This is a genomic window from Pseudarthrobacter sp. GQ63, from assembly GCF_059758765.1.
Genome location: NZ_JCAXEF010000023.1, coordinates 14,449 through 32,467 on the forward strand (window position 1 = coordinate 14,449; position 18,019 = coordinate 32,467).

An 18,019-nucleotide genomic window follows, 5' to 3' on the forward strand; every position below is an offset into this window, starting at 1 on the left:
CAGATGACCCATGTAAACAAAACGGCAGGTGCACACCCCACAGTGCCGGAGCTGCCCGAGCAGCGAGCCACAGTCAATGGTCGCTCGCCCGGCATGGTGGAGGTGAATGTTTCGTCAGCCGCCGATATTGATAACGCGCTGGATGAGGCTGTGGCGGCCGTCCGCGACGCCGCCATTCACCACCGCACCGGAATACTCATCACCAGAATCGCCCCTGGCAACTACATTGTGCGTGCCCACCCAGAGGTACCGATTGGGCTCACCCGGCAACGCCTAGCCACGTAATACCTGACAAACGAAACGAGAATAAGAAATGCAGATCGAAGCAGGCCAGGTCGCCGTCATTACGGGCGGCGCCAGCGGGATCGGGTACGGACTGGCCGAGGCTCTCGTAGACAGGGGAGTGGCCGTCGTCCTTAGTGACGTACGTGCCGACGCCCTGCATCAGGCCACGGAACAACTCCAGGCGCGAGGGGCCCGCGCAACCGCCGTCGTCACCGATGTCACCAACCCCGACTCGGTCGACGAGTTGGCCGCCCGCACATTGGCCGCCTTAGGGAAAGTCGACCTGGTCTGCAACAACGCCGGCGTAGTATCACCCGCGGCACCAATGTGGGAGCAGCACCTGGACACATGGCACCGCATGATCAACATCAAGCTCCTCGGCGTCGTGCACGGAGTACGGTCATTCGTACCGCACCTCCTCGCTCAAGGCCACGGACACATCCTCAACACCGCATCATCCGGAGGGTTGGCTCCGCTTTCCGATCGCACACCGTACTCAGGCACCATGCACGCCGTGGTCGGCATGACCGAAACCCTCGACATAGAGCTGAGATCGACGGGACGTGGAGTCGGAGCCACCGTACTGTGCCCCGGGCTGGTTGACACACCCCTGGGCCAGAACTCTGCGACTCTTGGCGCCATCGAACCCCGGCCACAGATGGATTCCGGCGCGATGAAAAGACTGGCCGCGTCCCAGGGCGGCATCATCACGGCACGCGAAGCCGCCGAAGCCGCGCTGGCCGCGATTGAAGCAGACCGCGTATACGCCGCACCAGGGCGCCAAGTCTTTGAGAGAGCAGAAGCAAGGATGCAGTCCCTCCTGGCAGATATCGTGCACGACCGCATCACCAGCAGCAACACCACACTGTGACGGCACCCGTCGCCTAGCAAGACTGCCCCGATGAGGACGGCGTCAGCAGCCCCGTTTAAGCAGGGAAGGCTAAATCCCAGGACGGTCAAAACGAAAACGCACAGGTCTGCATCTAACCGAGCGACCATCAGTGCCAGAGCAATCGCCACATATAGGGACCCGGCAGCGGGGGTCCACCCATCACCTTCCCACTCACGAACCAAACACCGAACGGATGACAATGGACACTTCGACCCCGCTTGACCCCCATATCCGCGAAGCATTTGGCTGGGGTGACCAGTACGAATTCGCCACGATCATGCAGGACCCCTCCTTGCAGGAGCGCCTCACCGCCTCCTACCTCTCACCCGGCTACGAGCCGCCTGCCGTGCCGACAACGGAAGCCCACATCGATGGCCCGCTGGGACCGGAATCCATAAGGATCCGTATCTACCAGCCCGAATCGTCGGAGGCCTCCAACCCCAGGCCAGCGCTGGTGTGGTCCCACGGAGGCGGCTGGCTCGGAGGTGATCTGGAAATGCTCGAGGCCGACGGTGTCGCGCGTGAACTCGTGGTACGAGCCGGCATCACTGTCGTATCGGTCGAGTACCACCTCGCGAACGGGTCCACTGTCGGCTACCCGGTGTTGCACCTGGACGTTGCAGCAGCTTTCCAATGGGTTGTGCAGAACGCTGACAGCTTCCAAATCGACGCAACCCGAGTGTCGATCGGTGGAGCATCCGCCGGGGCGAGCCTCTCCGCCGCGGTCGTCCTCGAACTGCTGGATAACGCTTCCCCCCTGCCCGCTGCGTTGATTCTCGCCTACCCGCTCCTGCACAATCCGGTGCCATCATTCGAAGGCGGCGCGGATCTGAGCTCGCTACCGCAGTTGCTCCGACTTCCAGCGCCAATTGTCAGCCGGCTATACGTCAACTATCTCGCCGCAGCCGACGGTGATAGCCGTTACGCCACCGTCCAGGGCCACGATTTGCGCGGATTGCCACGCACTCTCGTCATCCCTGCCGAGTACGATGACCTCCGCGGATCCGCCGAAGCTTTCATCTCCGAAGCGGAAGCTGCAGGGGTGGAGGTCACCCGCCACCTTGCAGCGGGCGCTCCCCACGGCCACCTGAACTATGCGCCGAGCACCCTGAAGGAAACCGATCGATCCCTCAAAGTGATCGCGGACTTCATCACTAGCTGGTGAGCGTGACGCTGAGCGCCGGGGTGCAGAGTACGCTCACCGGCGCTCAGCTCGGCCTGCTGCATCTTGCGGCGTCCGCGCCCCCCAGCCCTTCGGTCTCGCGGCTGTGGCGCCCCAACACCGCTGCTGAAGGTGCTAACCACAAAGACCCGCAGCCCAATGACAAGAAAGGTACACCCAAGCCTGAAACCCGCGCTTCTGCAAAGTGACGGACCCCCGAGAAGCAGGTGCCACGATGAAGGAGGACGCAGACGCGCGGGGCTACAACACTGGTCGCTTCTCGACAGCTACGAACGCCACAACACCAACCATCAGTCCAAAAGCGATCGAAGCTGCAACGGCCATCGTGCTGGATGCGAAGCCGGCGAACACTACAGCTATGATCGTTCCTGCGGCTACGAGCACAGGAGCTTAGCGGGTGAAGCCTGCACAATTGCTTCATTTGGACTCATGCCCTTGGAGTGCGTCTCCTGAATCCGGGAAACGAAGAACACCTGATAAGCCCTGGCCAATTCGAAGCTGGAAGGTTTGAATGTCGGGAGATAACCTGCCGTATACAGACGTCGGGTACCAGCCCCGGGAGGCCGACGATCAGGATGACCCGCTGAAGCGGGTTAAGCCAAATTGGGCAGGCGTCGTCAGTCCTGAATCATCTTTCACCCAGGGTCAGCACTGCCAGTGCTGCCCGTATGTAGGGGATGGGATCGGAGGTTTCGCTGGTTGCCCACAGCAGCCAGGCTTCAAAGGTGGCTCCGATAAGGGCAGCGCACAGGTACCGGGCGGTCTCTTCGGGGATGCCTCGGGCTGTGAGGTAGGCGCGGGTCTGCTCGCGACGGGTTCCCAAAAAGTCCCGGCTTCGGCTCATCAACTCCGGGTGCTCAGCGATCAGCCGGAGCCTTCCCCGGGTGACGCCGAGGTCCGGAAGAGCGGCAACGCCGGCAAGCACCGCTTCGCGGAGTCCGTCCAAAGTCTCGCGGCGGGACATAGGCGGCGCAGGGGCCGACTCGAACGCCGTACCGGAAGCTTTTATGACCGGTCCCATTCCGCCCCATACCAAGTCGGCCTTGTTCGCGAAATGGCGGTACAGGCTTTTGCGCCCGATTCCGGCCTCTCGCGCGATGTCCTCCATCGAGGTCTGCTCGTACCCGCGCTCAGCAAACATTTTCAGGGCGAGGGCTGCGACCGCCTCGGGGTCGATGGTCGCTGGCCGCCCAGCGGGGCGGGTGGTGGTGATCAGGTCATTCGAAAGCATGCCACCAGTATCCACCCTTCCATAATGACACAGCGTGTCATAAGCTGGCCGGGATAACTGATTTTTTAGCGTCTGGAAGGACATCATGGGCAACGAAGCCACGTGGCAGGAAACCATCACCCCTAACCGTTTTGCAGGCAAAACCGTCATCGTCACCGGTGCGGCCTCAGGGATCGGGCAGGCGACTGCCCTGCGCATCGCCAGGGAGGGCGGCAGGGTGATCGCCGCGGACATCAGCAAGGAACGCCTCGATGCTTTGGTTGAAGAGAACAGCGGCCTGGACCTGGTACCCGTCGCCGGTGACATCTCCACCGAGGAAACCGTCGCCGCCGTCGTTGCTGCCGCCGGCGGGCGGGTTGATGCCCTGGCCAATGTCGCCGGGATCATGGACAACTTCGCTCCCATCCATGAGGTGGATGACGACCTCTGGGACCGGGTCTTCCGCATTAACGTCACTGCCCTCATGCGCCTAACCCGCGCCGTCACCCCGCTGATGCTCGAGGCCGGGACCGGCTCAATAGTGAACGTCTCCTCCGAGGCCGGCATCCGCGGCTCGGCCGCCGGCGCTGCCTACACGGCGTCCAAGCACGCCGTGGTCGGCCTGACCAAAAACTCGGCAGTAATGTACGGCCCCAAGGGCCTGCGCTTCAACGCGGTGGCGCCGGGCCCCACCATCACCGGCATCGTAGCGAACTTCGGATCCCAGCTGGCAGCAGAACGACTCGTTCCGCTCATGAAGGCCAACATCCCCACACCAGTGAGCGCCGCACATCTGGCCGCCTCCATCACCTTCCTGCTTAGCGACGACGGCACCAACCTTAACGGCATCGTCCTCGCCTCCGACGGCGGCTGGTCAGCGATTTAGATGTACTGAAGCGGACGACGGCGGGAAGTTCCGCCGGCGTCCGCGTCCTGAGTCTGTCCCGGGTCAAACCGGAACCGGCGCCCAGGAAGTGAAGGAGCAAAAGCATGGCAGAGTCAAAGCCTTTTGATCACATTTATGACGTCGTCGTCGTTGGCACAGGTGCCGCGGGACTGGCAACAGCGATGGGCGCCGGGGATGAGGGCATGCGTGTCCTCCTGCTGGAGAGCACCGGCAAATGGGGCGGCAACACGGCCATGTCCGGGGGTGGGATGTGGATGCCCAATAATCCGCTGATGCAGCGCGAAGGCGCCGGGGACTCCCGCGACGAGGCGCTGACCTATCTCGAGGCGACGGTCGGCGAGGAGTGCCGGGCCACGACGCGCGCCCGCAAGGAGGCATTTGTCGACGGAGTCGCCGACTTCGTCACCACCGCAGAGAAGTACGGCGTGACCTTCGTACGTGCGGCGGACTACCCGGACTACTACCCTGAACTCCCCGGCGGCAAGATCGGCCGTGCTCTCGAGGTGAAGCCCTACGACATCAAAAGAATCGGGGAATGGTGGAAAACCTGTCAGGCACCCGCGGCGATGCCGGTCAAGACCGACGACGTGTGGCTCTTAGGCCGCGCCTGGTCAACGCCTGCCGGATTCGTCCGCGGGGCGCAGCTCGTCTTCCGTGCCCTCGGCGGCGTGGTCACCGGCAAGAAGCTCGGCGGTATCGGTGCCGGCTTCGCCGCCGCATTCCTTGATGTCGTCGTGCAGAAGCAGGGTGCTGACCTGTGGCTGAATTCGCCGCTGCAGGAACTCATCGTCGAGGACGGCCGTGTCGTAGGGGTGCGGATCACGCGTGACGGTAAGCCAATGACAATTGGCGCGGCGCGCGGCGTGATGCTTTCCGGCGGCGGCTTTGACCACAACAAGGACCTCCGCCAAAAGCACCACGGGATCGACGGCGCCCCGTCCGGCGCTCCGGGCAACCTCGGGCGCCCCATCGAGATCGCACAGGACAACGGCGCCGCGCTTGAGCTTATGGACGACGCCTGGTGGGGCGGCTCCGTCGCCGCAGCGCCGGGACACAGCCCTGCGTTTATCGTGGGAGAGCGTTCCATGCCCTACTCGATCATGCTGGACGCCAAGGGTAATCGGTTCGTCAACGAGTCCGAGTCCTACGTCGACCTTGGTCACCACATGCTTGAGCACGACAAAGACGGCCCGTACTGGTTGGTCGGCGATGCGCGGCATGCCCGGCGCTACCTGCGCACCTTTGCAATCGATCCGAAAAACAACAAGGCCATGAAGGACGCGGGGATTATGGTCAAGGCGGCCACACTCAGCGAGCTCGCCGCGAAGCTCGACCTGGAGCCTGCCCGGCTGGAGGCGACCATCCGCCGGTTTAACGGCTTCGCCAGGGCCGGTGTGGACGGCGACTTCGGCCGCGGCAACTCAGCCTACGACCGCTACTACGGCGACCCGACGGTCCACCCCAACGCCTGCCTCGGTCCGCTCGAAAAGGGCCCGTTCACCGCGTTCAAAGTGGTAATCGGGGACCTCGGCACCAAGGGCGGCGTCGTCACCGACGCCGAGGCCCGGGCCCTGCGCGAAGACGGTACCGTCATAGAAGGCCTGTACTCGGCAGGCAACAACTCCGCCTCCGTCATGGGACGGACGTACCCCGGCCCCGGCTCAACCATCGGACCCGCCGTGGTCTTCGGAGTCCGCGGCGCCCGTCATATGGCCGGCCAATGCAGATGACATGGGCGCTGCTTTAGGTAAGGAGTTCATTAGATAGGGCAGCTAGCACTAGTTCAGCAGCGGGCGCGCAGCGTATGAAGTTTTCGACCTCAAGGGCGCAACCCTGCTGGTTTAGGTCGAGCGGTGACTCCGGTAGAGCCAAGAGCAAGGGTGTGGACATAGTCCACACCCTTGCCGCGGAGCAGATGATTCAGTCTTCGAACTGCGTCGGATTCCGCATGATTTTGGGAGTTCCCAGTGCTTGCAAGGGTGGAAATGCAGAGTCCCACCTCGGGCACAGCGTTTCCGCAGGTCAAAGACTTTCTTGCATTTGGGTGTGCACAAAGCTTGACACCTGGTAACTTTTGGGTGTGCACGCAGGTTCCGTTGCGGGGCTGACAGCCGTCGTACCTGCTACCTGCCCCGAGCCTTCGTGCCTCTGCCTTCCGATTGGAAACTAATGCCCGGGTCGTTTGGCCGGCAGTGACATGCCCATATGGCACCACCATAGGCTCCGGACTGCTGCCTGACGTCAGGTTGAGGTGTGCCCTAGTTGGGCGAATTCCCGCCCGTCCCCAGGTTCCTGGGCATTCCGCATCTGCGTTCGGCTTCACACGGGCCCTGTTCGGTCTCGGACTACGTATCAGTATGTGCTCGACAGGTCCACGGCAGTGTAATTCTTCATCGGGCCTTTACAGTCTTAGGCGACGAGGACAATGCCGATACCGATCCCACCAAGTGCCACCCCCGCGAAGACGGTCCAGAATACGCCGGGGATATCGGGGTCGACATTCTCACGTTAGATGCCTTGGGAACTGGCACTGTAGCGGCGTTGGGTGATGTAGATGGCGGCAGCCGCCGCAATCGCGACGGTAAACAACAACAGGATCGGGAGCCCATGATGCGGGAGGCAGCGTAGGAAAATCGCGCAGACCGTCACCAAGGCCATCATGGTCCTGCCCCAGGCGAGGGTGGTCCGTTCCGGTTGGAGCCCCGGGTCTCCATGAATCTCGGCAGGCCCACTACTGCTTCCCATACCTCACGGCCAGAGGATGAAGACCAGGACGACTGCGGCTGCCAGCGCGCCCGCCCCGGCCAGCAGCGGGACGATGAGCGGCAACGGCAGCGGAGCTTTATTGCGCATGCTGCGTTCCACTCGGAGCCACCGCATGGCGGCACCGGCACTTAGCAGCATGCCGAGGAGCAGCAGGAGTACGGCGAGCCCCTTGCGAACCGGCTCCATGAATAGGTCCGAGGTGAATGCCTCGATAGCGATCCCGCCCGCCAACAGCGCCAGGGACGTGCGGATCCAGGCTAGGAACGTGCGTTCGTTGGCGAGTGTGAACCGGGGGTCAGGCTCGGTTCCGTCGGGTAGCAGCTGCTCTGCGATCTTGCTCCGGGCTTGTGGGGGAGGCATGGGGGCATCAGGACCGGTCACGCTGACGCCGTTCGGAAGCCGCAGTTGCTGCTGGATGAATCGGGGGTGTTGGCTGTTCGGGCCGCGACGCGGTATCGGTTGCAGTACGAATCGTGGCAGAGGTAGGAGCCGCCGCGCATGACCCGTCCCCTTCCGATGGTGGGACCTTCTGGGTTTGCGGTGGGTGAGTTGCGGTAGTACTTGGGCAAGAACCAGTCGGCGCACCATTCCCAGACGTTGCCGCTGACTTCGTATAGGCCGTATCCGTTGGGAGGGAAGCTGCGAACCGGCGCTGTTCCCAGGTAACCGTCACCCACGGTATTTACTTCGGGGAATGTGCCTTGCCAGATGTTGCAGTTATGCCTGCCGTCTGCCTTGAGCAGTTCGTTGCCCCAGGGGTAGCGGTTTTGCTCGAGGCCTCCGCGGGCGGCGTATTCCCATTCTGCTTCTGTGGGCAGCCGGCGCTCCGCCCAGTGGCTATAGGCGAGGGCATCATCGTGGGAAACCTGAACGACCGGGTGGTCCGGGATCTCGGACCAGTGTTGCCCTTGGCCTGCAGGATGGGCCCAGTCGGCGCCTTTCACGGTAAGCCACCACGGTGAACCAGAAGCTGCGCCGATGATGTCTTTCTTGTCCGCCTTCACGACGAGGTGGAACACGGCGGATGTGCCGTACTTCTCCGCTTCAGTTCTGTATCCCGTTGCGTCAACAAAGGCGGCGAACTGCTCGTTTGTCACCGCCGTCGCATCGATCGAAAACGCTCCAAGTTCCACTGGGTGGACCGGGACTTCACCATCCGTTGGGTACCCTTCCCCGAAGCTGTCACCCATCAGAAAAGACCCAGCCGGTATCAGGACGTCGTCGTGCCTGAGGGCGTCTCGTCCCACGATCTTCGGCGTATTCTTCAGGTGCTGTAGTGCTGGTGTGTCACGGGAAGGCACACAACAGCCCGCCACCGGCAGCTCGCTGTGGTTGGTACTCATACTCAACGATCCACTACTGACTCTGGGACGTGCTCACGGCAGCTCCGGAGCCCAGAATCTTGAAGGCGCCGGCTTCCTGATTGAACGTGTACGGCTCAAGGAGCTGGATGAACAGCCGGACGTGTTCGTGACGGCTTATCGGCACAGGGCTAAGCAGCCACTGGATCCGAAGCCCATCTGCCAAGGCTATGATCCACCGGGCCACCGTCTCTACGGTGGCCCCTGGCGGAAGCTTCGACTCGTCTACCAGCCCCTCGAGGGCGCGGGTTGTTGAAGCGACCGTCCTCTCGTAACGCTCCACGAACCATTGGTGTCCTGGGTGTTCCGTCGAAAGGCTCTCTGCGGATAGGACAGCGAACAGTTGGACGAGGGCGGGCTTTTTTTCGTTCTCCTCCAAGGTGTTAAGAAGGGCGGTGAAGTAGTCAGTTCCTGACTGCAGGCGAAGTTGCTGGTCACGGTTATTGCGGTCCTCGCGTTCCTGAAGGACCGCAAGCATGAGTGCAGCCTTGGTTGGGTAATGGTGCAGTAATCCCGCTTGGGTCATGCCAACTTGGTTGGCCAGATCTGCCACGCTGACGGCGTGGAATCCCCTTGCCGAGAAAAGTTCAAGGGCGACATCCAGTATCTGGCGTTTCCGGGCATCACCACGTGCTCTCCCTTTCACCTCGGAGCCTCCCGCGGAGGGGGATACTTTGGCTGAGGCCTCGCTTTGTCTCCGCGTCATCGGCGTCCTCCCTCCCATGCTTCCTCGTGACGGCCGTACATTGCGGCCAGTCCCCATCATTTCAGAGATTGTGGTTCCAGACTTGGCGTGGACGCCAGCAGGGTTACCGTGTAGGGGTGTTTAGGAGCGTCGAAGATTTGTTCCACGCTCCCTTGTTCCACAATCTCGCCCTTGTACATGACTGCGACCCGGTGGCTGATGTCACGTACTACTGACAGATCGTGTGAAATGAACAGGTAGCCGAGGCCGAGCTCGTCCTGCAGCTTCTCCAGGAGTTCGAGTATCTGCGCCTGAATGGATACATCCAACGCCGAAACGGGTTCGTCGAGAATGAGAACCTTCGGTTCTGCTGCCAGCGCCCGGGCGATACCCACGCGCTGGCGTTGTCCGCCGGAGAAGGCGTACGGATAGCGGTCCAGATACTGTGCTCCCAAACCTACCCGGTCCAGAAGCTCAGCGCTGCGTTCCCTTACCTGTTGCTGGGGGACCCCCGCGATGCGCAGTGCTTCTTCAAGGGATTGTCCTGCGGTTCGGCGCGGATTCAGGGATGAGAAGGGGTCCTGGAACACGTATTGGATGGCGCGGGCCACGTTCTTCCGGTCCTCTTTGTCCATTGCTGTCACGTCGCGGCCGGCGACCTCGATCTTGCCCGAATAGGGTTTGTTGATTCCGACGATGGTTCGCGACAGGGTCGATTTCCCACATCCAGATTCGCCAACCAGGCCCAGTGTCTCACCAGGCGCAACGCTGAGGGAGACTCCGTTGACGGCGAAGAAGGGTTCGGGCTTGTGGAACAGGCCGTGGCGGGCGGTATTGACGTTGGTTTTCAGGTTGTCGACCACCAGCGCCGGTATTGTTGCCGGAGGTGCGGGGCGTAGGGGTGAATCCATGCGGGGGACCGCTGCCATGAGGGCCTGAGTGTAAGCCTCCCTCGGGGACGTGAGGACCTGGTGGACCGACCCGTGCTCGACGACTTTCCCGTGGTACATCACGAGGACGTCGTCACAGAGTTCGGCGACGACACCCATGTCGTGGGTGATGAAAACGATGGCGATACCGAGTTCGTCCCGCAGTTTGCCGATTAGTTTGAGGATTTGGGCCTGGATGGTGACGTCCAGTGCTGTGGTCGGTTCGTCGGCGATCAGCAGAGACGGTTTATTGGCCAAGGCGATGGCGATGACCACTCGTTGGCGCATTCCTCCTGAGAATTCATGGGGATACCGGGAAATTGCCCGGTCGGGATTTGGTATTCCCACCTGCTCAAGAAGTTCCAAAGTGCGTTCCCGTGAAGCCTTGGCGTCCACTCCATGAATCTGCAAGGCTTCCTGAATTTGGTCACCAATGCGCATCACAGGGTTGAGGGCAGCTTGCGGGTCTTGGAAGATCATGGCAATGTCCCTGCCCCGCACCTGCTGCATGCTCTCTTCTGTGAGTTCCAGCAGGTTCTTACCGCGGAAATCGATGGAACCGCTGTCGATCCGGCCAGGGGAACGAAGCATGCGCATGATGGAGCGGGACGTCACGGACTTACCGGATCCGGATTCCCCGACAATACCGAGTATTTGTCCGGGACGGACTTCAAAGGAGACTCCGTCGACGGCACGCACGACACCCGCCGGGGTAGGAAACGTTGCGACAAGATCGCTGACGCAAAGAAGTGGCTGGTTTTCGGTTGACGTGGTCATTTGCGGTTCACAGTCTCGTTAAGGGCGTCAGCGAGGAGGCTGAACGCGAGGGCGAGCAAAATGAGGATGAGGGTCGGGCCAAGGATGTACGTAGGTGCCTGGTTTATGTAGCGCATACCGACGTTGAGCAGCGTTCCCAGCGAAGGCTCCGGCGGCTGGATTCCCAGGCCAACGATGCTGAGGGCGGCTTCAATGAAGATGGCACCAACGACGAAGACCGCTCCTTGGACGAGGATGGGGTCAATGGCGTTCGGCAGGATGTGCCGAACGAGGATAGTTTTACGGCTCACACCCAAGGTCCGCGCCGCTATGACGTATTCACGGTCCATCTGGGCCATCATTGCGGCCCTGGAGAGGCGGCCGAAGGCGGGCAACCCGGCGATGCTGATGGCCGTGACCAGCGCTGCCCAGCCCGGCCCCATGACGAGGACGATGCAGATGCCCAAAACCAGTCCGGGGAAACCGAGGATGATATCTAGCACGCGCTGCACGACTGTGCCTGCTATCCGCGAGAGGGCGCCGATAAGTCCGAGCGCAGTGCCTACGACCATGCTGATGGGCACAGCTGCGAGAATGATGCTGAAGTCGGTACGTAGACCGTATATGGCGCGGACAAAGATGTCTCGGCCGAGCTCGTCGGTTCCGAACAGGTGCGCCGGCGATGCCGGCAACAGAGAGTCTCTGGTCTGGACGTCATAGCCGCCCGGGAACAGCATGGGCGCCAGCAGGGCTATGCCTCCCAGCAGCATCAAGACCGCTGAGCCAATGATTCCCTTGGGTGTGCGGAAAGCTGCCAGATAGCGGCGAACTGAGGCGCTGAGTTGAAATCGTCGTTGGTTGCGTGGGGCTGAGGTAACGGTAGCCATGTCAGGCCTCCAATCGGATGCGCGGATCCAGGGCCGCCAAGATGAGCTCGGTAAGCACTTGAAGGACGACCGCGATAACAACAGCGCCAAGGATCAGGACCTGAATGACGAAATAGTCGCGGTTTTGAACGCTGATAATGGCGAGCTGCCCAAGGCCGTTGCGTGCGAAGATAGCCTCGATGACGAGCGCGCCGCCCAGAAGCTCGCCCAGGCGGAGCCCGATCGCAACAACGGCCGCTCCCAGGCTGTTGCGCAGTACGTGGCGGTAGGTGATGCGCCGGGGGGAGGCCCCCTTGGCGAGGGCAAGATCCACAAAGTCTTCCCCGCGGGTGCTTTGCATGGAGGTTTGAAGTAGTCTGGCGATCACCGCCGCCTGGGAGAGCGCCAAAGCTATGGCCGGGAGAATCAGGTACTGAATCCCTCGAACCGGGTTTTCCAGCAGACTGATTTCGCCACTTACAGGCAGCAGACGCCAGGCGATTCCGAAGAGCAGAATCAGCAGGAGCCCGGTCAGGAATGGCGGCGTCGCGAGCATGACCGTGTTGGTGACGTCAAGGACCGTACGTGCGAACCGTGAGCGGGGAGAGCCGGCAAGGACGCCCAGGGTGAGGCCAACGATGATCATGATGATGGCGGCCAGTCCGGCCAGTTCTAGTGTGCTTGCAACCCTGCTGCCGATCAGCTCAGTCACAGGCACGTTCTGGAGGTAGGACTGGCCTAGGTCTCCGCGGAAGATCCCCGTCACCCAGTTTAGAAACTGTGCGACGAGGGGCTCGTTCAGACCCGCTTCTTCCCGGATTGCTGCCACCTGTTCAGGTGTGGCATCCGCGCCGGCCAGCGCTGCGGCAGGATCACCCGGCGCCAAGCGGGGAAGGATGAAAGCAATAATTGCGCTGATGAAGACCACGATCGCGAGCGACGGCAGTTTCTTCAGGAGGAAGTGAGTCATTGATTATCCTGCCAAGAATGCTTCGTCGAACAAAAGGGCGCCGCGCTTGGTGGTGGAAACTCCCTGCAGATCCTTGGCAATGACGACTTTGCCAGGAGCCTGCAGTACGGGAACAGTCCAGGCCTCGTCCAACATGTACTCGGTCAGTTCCTTTAACGCTGCTTCAGAATCTTCTTCCTTAGCGGTCAGGAAGGCTTGACGGAGTCGCTGGTATTCGGGGCTGTCGAAGTGGGACGGGTTGTTGGCCCTGAGGGAGGGCAAGGAGTTGAGCATCGTCGTCTCGCCGAAACCTACCTGGCCATGGAGAAGGAGGAACGCCGGCCCCAGATTCCCCTGGTTCTGCAGCGAGTTAAATGTCGTTTCGTCCACCGTCACTGCGCTGGGTTTGAGGCCAATTGCTTCAAGGTTGTTGGCGATGATTTCATATTCGCTTTGAATGGTTGGCAACGTCACGACGGTGATCGGAACCTCGGCCCCGGTTGCTCCCGCTTCCTCAATGAGCTTCTTGGCCTTGTCGACGTCATAGTTGTAGCGGTTGCGGTGTCCGTCGGTGATCCCGGGAGCATTGGCGCCCCAGAAGACATCTGTCACGGTCCCCGCGTTGGCGTAGACCTGCTGGTTGATCCGCTCGGCGTCAATGGCATATGCCAAAGCCTGACGGACCCTGACATCGTCGAAGGGTTCTTTTGTGACATCCACACCCATGGGGTAGATGGTTCCAGCGGCGTCCGCGACCTGGTACTGAGGGTCGTTAACAAAACCCTGTGCATCCGTAAGGCCAAGACCGTACGCGAGCTTGGCGCGGCCACTGCGCAACGCCGAGAGCTGCGCTGTGCTGTCACCAACACGCTGGAAAGAAACCTTATCCAGATACGATCCATTTTCCTTATCCCAATGGCCGTCGTAGCGGGTGAGTTCAACTGAGACACCGGGACGGTAAGCGCTCCACTGGTAGGGCCCCGTACCTATGACCTTCGATCCATCAGCGAGGCCTGCGAAGCTCTCCTGATCAAGGATGTAGGTCTGTTCGAAGTAATCGAAAATGGTCGCCGGATTGGTTGCATTGGCGAAAGTGATCTTCAGGCTGGTCGGGCTAAGCATTTCTACAGCCGTGAACTGCTGAGCGATGAAGCCGACCTGGGAACCACTCGCCGGATCCTTCGTTTTCTCAAACGTCCACGCAACGTCTTCTGCAGTCATCTTCCGGCCACTGTGAAAGGAAACATCGTCGCGGAGATTGAGCGTGATGGAACGGCCGTCTTCGGCGAACGTCCAGTCGGTGGCCAGGAGCGGCTGCGGCTTGCCTTCCTCATCCAGACGGGTCAGAGACTCGAACACGCTTGTAACCCAGGGAGAATTGCCTGCCCGCAGCGCGAGGATGCTGTTGGGCTGGAAATCACCTGCCTGGGCGATTTCCACGCTCCCGCCGGCCTTCGGGCTTGCGTTGGTAGGTGAAGTTGATTGCCCGGCTTCACAACCGCTCAATGCAACGGCAGCAGCAGTGAACAAGGCGGTAACTCCGGCCGTCGTCCTGCGATTCCCCTTAGGACTCAGTAACTTCATCGTCGCTCTCCTCATCGTTGAGTACCTCCAAGAATGTGAGGTATCACACTCTTGCTGGAACTAAGATACACTACTAACCGAGTACTCGCTAGGTTTGTAGATTGCTCCCATCAACGCTCGGACATTGACGTCTTTGAGAGGACATACATGAAGCGCGAAAGGAATCAACCTGGGCCTGCGAGCCAGGGTAGATCTTCATGGATCGTCCCATTGCTGGAGGCGCTCAAGACCAACGGCGCCCCTTGTAGCAACACCGACGGCGATGCCTCAGGGGCCGCGCGTGCTGTCGGCCGTCTGGGCAGTCCGTTAGCTTTCTGTATGGAGCGCGGTCGACTGCCGCTGGAGCTGGTGCCCGCGTAAATGTTTCAGAGACAACCCAGCACGCAGTCCGGAACTATGGCTTCACCGTGGCAACAAACGCGGGTGCGGCACATTCACGGAACCTGCTGTCCAAGATGCTGACCCGGCCGTCCCTTCTATCCAAAAGCCATGATCCGCGGGCCAGCTGCCTGCTTCCACCCGAGGAGTCCCTTTGAAAGCGATCGTCGTACTGTTCGACACCCTTAACCGGAGATACCTGCCCAGCTACGGAGCTGACTGGACCCATTTGCCCAACTTCCAGCGCCTTGCCGAGAAAGCGGCGACCTTTGAGACCTGTTACGGCGGCAGCATGCCCTGTATGCCTGCGCGGAGGGAAATGCATACCGGAAGGTACAACTTTTTGCATCGCTCCTGGGGTCCGCTTGAGCCGTTCGATGACTCAGCGCCGGAAATTCTTGGTGACAACGGCGTGTATACGCACCTTGTTACCGATCACCAGCACTACTGGGAAGACGGGGGAGCCACGTACCACAACCGGTTTCGCACCTATGAGTTCTGTCGCGGGCAGGAAGGTGACCGGTGGAAGGGGCATGTGGCCGATCCGGTGATTCCGGACACGATCAGCTGGAGGGACAGTTTTACGTGGCGGCAGGACTGGGTCAACAGGCAATACCTGCAGGACGTGAAGAACCATCCGCAGACGAAGACTTTCGACGCTGGACTGGAGTTCATCAACACGAACCACCGAGAGGACAACTGGTTCCTGCAGATCGAATGCTTTGACCCTCATGAACCATTCTTCAGCTACGACGAGCATAAACAGCACTACCTGCACGACTACTCCGGGCCCCATTTTGACTGGCCGGACTACAGACGCTCCGTTGAAGACGACGCAACAGTCGAACATGCACGGTACGAATACGCCGCACTCCTAACAATGTGTGACAGTTCGCTGTGCAGGGTCCTGGACGCCATGGATGAAAACCAGCTCTGGGAGGACACCATGCTCATCGTCATGACGGACCACGGCCTTCTGCTTGGAGAAAAGGGCTGGTGGGGCAAAAACGTTCAGCCCTGGTTTGACGAGAACATCCACACCCCGCTCTTCGTCTGGGACCCCCGCAACCCGGCTGCTGCCGGCCAACGGCGCAAGTCTCTGGTTCAGACGATTGACATCGCCCCGACCCTGCTCTCGCTTTTCTCTGTACCGCTACCGCCCGATATGCAGGGAAAGGATCTGGCACCAGTCCTCAACGAAGACCGGGCCCTGCGGGAAGCCGGGTTATTCGGCAGTTACGGCGCCCACGTTAACGTCACGGACGGCCGCTATGTCTACATGCGCACCTGCGCCAGCCCAGATAATTCTCCTCTGCTCGAATACACCCTAATGCCCACCCACATGACCAGCCGTTTCCATCCCAGCGAGTTCAAAGACGTCAAGCTCGCTCCACCGTTCCCCTTCACCAAAGAGACGCCCACATTAGAGATGAAGGGCAACCTCATGGGTAACCCGTACGCATTTGGTGCCCTGCTGTTTGACCTCGAGTCAGACCCGCAGCAGATCACCCCGATCATGGATGACGTCCTGGAGCTGAGGATGATGAACCTCCTCGTGGACCAAATGCGGCTGAACGACGCGCCACCTTCACAGTTCCAACGCCTCGGCCTGCCCTTGCACGGAGCGCCGGACGAATCCCACCTGCAGGTCCGGAAGATGTGGCCGCAAGTGCTACAGTCCCAAAACCAGCCGGACCCCAAAAACAACTTTGAAAGCGACGGGCCCGGAGCGCTCTGGACACTTGAAGAACTATTGACCGACGAAACCTCAACTTCTGTCATCGGCAAACACTTCCCCATGATCATCGAAGACCCACGACTGCTCGAACGCGTCCGGAAAATGTCACCGTGGCAACTCGCAGTCACGCTCCCAGGAATCTCCTGGGCTGACGTGCGGTCGCTGCACCACGAACTGACAGAGCGTTCAGGCACAACCAATGAATACGAGCACCTGATATGAAATCCGTTCAGGAGTAACGTCTGGGTATCTGCCTCTGGGCTCTCTTCACATTCTCGCCGACCGACTTGAGATCGGCTGGCACCGGGACTGGATCGACCTCATGGGACATCGGCTCGCCGAGGCCAAACCGTGAGTGGATTTAAGGAATCTATATGAGTGCTCAATCTCTCGGGCCCGGGTATGGTTCTGAAACAAGCGCGTTGTTTAATCCCGCATTCTGTTCAGTCCTGCTCCACAACGCCTGCAAGGGGTACTCCGAGAAGGCGGACGCTCCTATGCCTATCACTACTGCTTTCCTTCTGTTGCCCACCGCTTTGCATAGGCCGACACGGGAAGCGCTTCCAGGGACAACTGCTACGTCAATGTGGAGCTGGCTTCGAGAGAACCCAGTCCTCGTTATGGACCTCCCTGAAAGAGTCCGGGGCTTCCGGCCATTCACCGCCGGTGCTATCACTTTTGGGCTCCGGCATGCAGTTTTGTCAGGAACGCACAATGGCCTCGCCGCAGGCACTGTGGGAAGACGTCCGCGTACGCTTCACCCCACAGCCGACTGGAATAGCTGCCTTCGGGCAGCCAAGTTTCTCGGAAAGTGGTTCGGCGTATCTGACATCGATGAAGCCAATACGCTCGCACACTGGGGAGTCCAACCGTGATGCAACTCGACGCACTACTTCTCTACAACGCCGATGGCGGGATACGGGAAATCCGATTCCGGCCCGGCACACTCAACATCATTACTGGAGAATCCGGTACGGGGAAAACGAGCATCATCGGAATCCTCCGATTCCTCCTCGGGGGTGACAGCCCCAATGCACCCCTCGGGCCAATTCAAAACACGGTCGCGTGGTACGGGTTGCTCGCGCACGTTGGCGACACTTCGTTCTTCATCGGCCGACCTGCTCCTCCGCACGGCGTGAGTAGCTCGCAAGTTATGCTCACCATCGGTTCGCTGGAAGTCCCGACTTTCGCTGAACTAGTAGTCAACGCCAACACGACCGACCTGCTTGACTACCTCGGTGGTCTAATTGGCATTGAGGAGAACCTCCACGTACCGGGGGAGGGGCAGACCCGCCGTGCCCTTGCTGCTAACTTCAAGCACGCCCTGTACTACTGCTTCCAAGGCCAGGGAGAAATCGCCAACCCCGATCTGCTTTTCCACGCCAGAATCGTGACTACCAGAAGCAGGCGATCCGCGACACTTTCCCGTACTTTCTCGGCGCCCAGGGAGCAGACACTCTCCGGAAGAGGGAGAAATTAACAGAACTGCGTCGCGATATCCGGCGTCATACCCGCAAGCTCGACGAAGCC

Annotated in this window: 18 protein-coding genes; 9 read left to right on the forward strand and 9 right to left on the reverse strand. The window is 60.7% G+C overall.

Annotated elements, in window-relative coordinates; translation table 11 throughout:
- Positions 1-3 precede the first annotated feature (3 nt).
- The 3 genes from AC6CHP_RS20330 (at position 4) to AC6CHP_RS20340 (ending at position 2,342) form a co-directional block, all read left to right on the forward strand.
- On the forward strand, positions 4-285 hold the full coding sequence (locus AC6CHP_RS20330; protein WP_498231930.1) for a hypothetical protein: 282 nt from the start codon (positions 4-6) through the stop codon (positions 283-285).
- 28 nt (positions 286-313) lie between these two features.
- Positions 314-1,156: an SDR family oxidoreductase gene (locus tag AC6CHP_RS20335; RefSeq protein WP_498231932.1), complete on the forward strand. Its 843-nt coding sequence runs from the start codon at positions 314-316 to the stop codon at positions 1,154-1,156.
- A gap of 220 nt (positions 1,157-1,376) precedes the next feature.
- Positions 1,377-2,342, forward strand: a complete 966-nt coding sequence (locus AC6CHP_RS20340; RefSeq protein ID WP_498231934.1) for an alpha/beta hydrolase — start codon at positions 1,377-1,379, stop codon at positions 2,340-2,342.
- 646 nt (positions 2,343-2,988) lie between these two features.
- Here AC6CHP_RS20340 and AC6CHP_RS20345 read toward each other — a convergent pair.
- A complete protein-coding gene (locus AC6CHP_RS20345; protein ID WP_498231936.1) occupies positions 2,989-3,591 on the reverse strand; it encodes a TetR/AcrR family transcriptional regulator in 603 nt (200 codons plus the stop codon).
- Between the two features lie 85 nt (positions 3,592-3,676).
- Between AC6CHP_RS20345 and AC6CHP_RS20350 the strand changes: the two genes are divergently transcribed.
- Together AC6CHP_RS20350 and AC6CHP_RS20355 are read left to right on the forward strand one after the other, a co-directional pair.
- Complete coding sequence (locus AC6CHP_RS20350) at positions 3,677-4,456, forward strand: SDR family NAD(P)-dependent oxidoreductase (protein WP_498231938.1); 780 nt, start codon at positions 3,677-3,679, stop codon at positions 4,454-4,456.
- Positions 4,457-4,560: 104 nt separating this feature from the next.
- On the forward strand, positions 4,561-6,207 hold the full coding sequence (locus AC6CHP_RS20355) for an FAD-binding protein (RefSeq protein WP_498231940.1): 1,647 nt from the start codon (positions 4,561-4,563) through the stop codon (positions 6,205-6,207).
- Positions 6,208-6,985: 778 nt separating this feature from the next.
- Here the strand turns inward: AC6CHP_RS20355 and AC6CHP_RS20360 are convergent.
- From AC6CHP_RS20360 to AC6CHP_RS20395, 8 genes are read right to left on the reverse strand one after another with little or no spacing between them, the layout of a single operon-like run.
- Positions 6,986-7,222: a DUF202 domain-containing protein gene (locus AC6CHP_RS20360; RefSeq protein WP_498231942.1), complete on the reverse strand. Its 237-nt coding sequence runs from the start codon at positions 7,220-7,222 to the stop codon at positions 6,986-6,988.
- 3 nt (positions 7,223-7,225) lie between these two features.
- Positions 7,226-7,603, reverse strand: a complete 378-nt coding sequence (locus AC6CHP_RS20365; protein WP_498231944.1) for a YidH family protein — start codon at positions 7,601-7,603, stop codon at positions 7,226-7,228.
- Positions 7,604-7,620: 17 nt separating this feature from the next.
- On the reverse strand, positions 7,621-8,586 hold the full coding sequence (locus tag AC6CHP_RS20370) for a formylglycine-generating enzyme family protein (RefSeq protein WP_498231946.1): 966 nt from the start codon (positions 8,584-8,586) through the stop codon (positions 7,621-7,623).
- A 13-nt stretch (positions 8,587-8,599) separates the two neighbouring features.
- Positions 8,600-9,310 (reverse strand): TetR/AcrR family transcriptional regulator, encoded by a 711-nt coding sequence (locus AC6CHP_RS20375; protein WP_498231948.1) that lies wholly within the window; start codon positions 9,308-9,310, stop codon positions 8,600-8,602.
- A gap of 56 nt (positions 9,311-9,366) precedes the next feature.
- Entirely contained in the window at positions 9,367-10,995 is a 1,629-nt protein-coding gene (locus AC6CHP_RS20380; RefSeq protein WP_498231950.1) for an ABC transporter ATP-binding protein, read from the reverse strand.
- The gene (locus tag AC6CHP_RS20385; RefSeq protein WP_498231952.1) at positions 10,992-11,861 is read right to left on the reverse strand and encodes an ABC transporter permease; all 870 of its coding nucleotides are present in this window, start codon (positions 11,859-11,861) and stop codon (positions 10,992-10,994) included. Before AC6CHP_RS20385 ends, AC6CHP_RS20380 begins: the two co-directional genes overlap by 4 nt.
- 1 nt (position 11,862) lies before the next feature.
- Positions 11,863-12,810 (reverse strand): ABC transporter permease, encoded by a 948-nt coding sequence (locus tag AC6CHP_RS20390; RefSeq protein ID WP_498231954.1) that lies wholly within the window; start codon positions 12,808-12,810, stop codon positions 11,863-11,865.
- 3 nt (positions 12,811-12,813) lie between these two features.
- Positions 12,814-14,373, reverse strand: coding sequence for an ABC transporter substrate-binding protein (locus tag AC6CHP_RS20395; protein WP_498231957.1), 1,560 nt, complete (start codon positions 14,371-14,373; stop codon positions 12,814-12,816).
- Positions 14,374-14,905: 532 nt separating this feature from the next.
- On the opposite strand from AC6CHP_RS20395, the gene AC6CHP_RS20400 reads away from it, so the two are divergent.
- From AC6CHP_RS20400 to AC6CHP_RS20415, 4 genes are read left to right on the forward strand one after another with little or no spacing between them, the layout of a single operon-like run.
- A complete protein-coding gene (locus AC6CHP_RS20400; RefSeq protein ID WP_498231959.1) occupies positions 14,906-16,711 on the forward strand; it encodes a sulfatase family protein in 1,806 nt (601 codons plus the stop codon).
- A 1-nt stretch (position 16,712) separates the two neighbouring features.
- Positions 16,713-16,844, forward strand: a complete 132-nt coding sequence (locus AC6CHP_RS20405; RefSeq protein ID WP_498231965.1) for a hypothetical protein — start codon at positions 16,713-16,715, stop codon at positions 16,842-16,844.
- Between the two features lie 19 nt (positions 16,845-16,863).
- Positions 16,864-17,364, forward strand: coding sequence for a three component ABC system middle component (locus AC6CHP_RS20410; RefSeq protein ID WP_498231961.1), 501 nt, complete (start codon positions 16,864-16,866; stop codon positions 17,362-17,364).
- Positions 17,364-17,969, forward strand: coding sequence for an ATP-binding protein (locus AC6CHP_RS20415; protein ID WP_498231967.1), 606 nt, complete (start codon positions 17,364-17,366; stop codon positions 17,967-17,969). Before AC6CHP_RS20410 ends, AC6CHP_RS20415 begins: the two co-directional genes overlap by 1 nt.
- The last annotated feature ends 50 nt before the right edge of the window (positions 17,970-18,019 follow it).

Coding starts and splice junctions, on each gene's coding strand:
- AC6CHP_RS20330 (WP_498231930.1), top strand. CDS start 4: ATGACCCATGTAAACAAAACGGCAGGTGCACACCCCACAGTGCCGGAG.
- AC6CHP_RS20335 (WP_498231932.1), top strand. CDS start 314: ATGCAGATCGAAGCAGGCCAGGTCGCCGTCATTACGGGCGGCGCCAGC.
- AC6CHP_RS20340 (WP_498231934.1), top strand. CDS start 1,377: ATGGACACTTCGACCCCGCTTGACCCCCATATCCGCGAAGCATTTGGC.
- AC6CHP_RS20345 (WP_498231936.1), bottom strand. CDS start 3,591: ATGCTTTCGAATGACCTGATCACCACCACCCGCCCCGCTGGGCGGCCA.
- AC6CHP_RS20350 (WP_498231938.1), top strand. CDS start 3,677: ATGGGCAACGAAGCCACGTGGCAGGAAACCATCACCCCTAACCGTTTT.
- AC6CHP_RS20355 (WP_498231940.1), top strand. CDS start 4,561: ATGGCAGAGTCAAAGCCTTTTGATCACATTTATGACGTCGTCGTCGTT.
- AC6CHP_RS20360 (WP_498231942.1), bottom strand. CDS start 7,222: ATGGGAAGCAGTAGTGGGCCTGCCGAGATTCATGGAGACCCGGGGCTC.
- AC6CHP_RS20365 (WP_498231944.1), bottom strand. CDS start 7,603: ATGCCTCCCCCACAAGCCCGGAGCAAGATCGCAGAGCAGCTGCTACCC.
- AC6CHP_RS20370 (WP_498231946.1), bottom strand. CDS start 8,586: ATGAGTACCAACCACAGCGAGCTGCCGGTGGCGGGCTGTTGTGTGCCT.
- AC6CHP_RS20375 (WP_498231948.1), bottom strand. CDS start 9,310: ATGACGCGGAGACAAAGCGAGGCCTCAGCCAAAGTATCCCCCTCCGCG.
- AC6CHP_RS20380 (WP_498231950.1), bottom strand. CDS start 10,995: ATGACCACGTCAACCGAAAACCAGCCACTTCTTTGCGTCAGCGATCTT.
- AC6CHP_RS20385 (WP_498231952.1), bottom strand. CDS start 11,861: ATGGCTACCGTTACCTCAGCCCCACGCAACCAACGACGATTTCAACTC.
- AC6CHP_RS20390 (WP_498231954.1), bottom strand. CDS start 12,810: ATGACTCACTTCCTCCTGAAGAAACTGCCGTCGCTCGCGATCGTGGTC.
- AC6CHP_RS20395 (WP_498231957.1), bottom strand. CDS start 14,373: ATGAAGTTACTGAGTCCTAAGGGGAATCGCAGGACGACGGCCGGAGTT.
- AC6CHP_RS20410 (WP_498231961.1), top strand. CDS start 16,864: ATGAGTGCTCAATCTCTCGGGCCCGGGTATGGTTCTGAAACAAGCGCG.
- AC6CHP_RS20415 (WP_498231967.1), top strand. CDS start 17,364: ATGCAACTCGACGCACTACTTCTCTACAACGCCGATGGCGGGATACGG.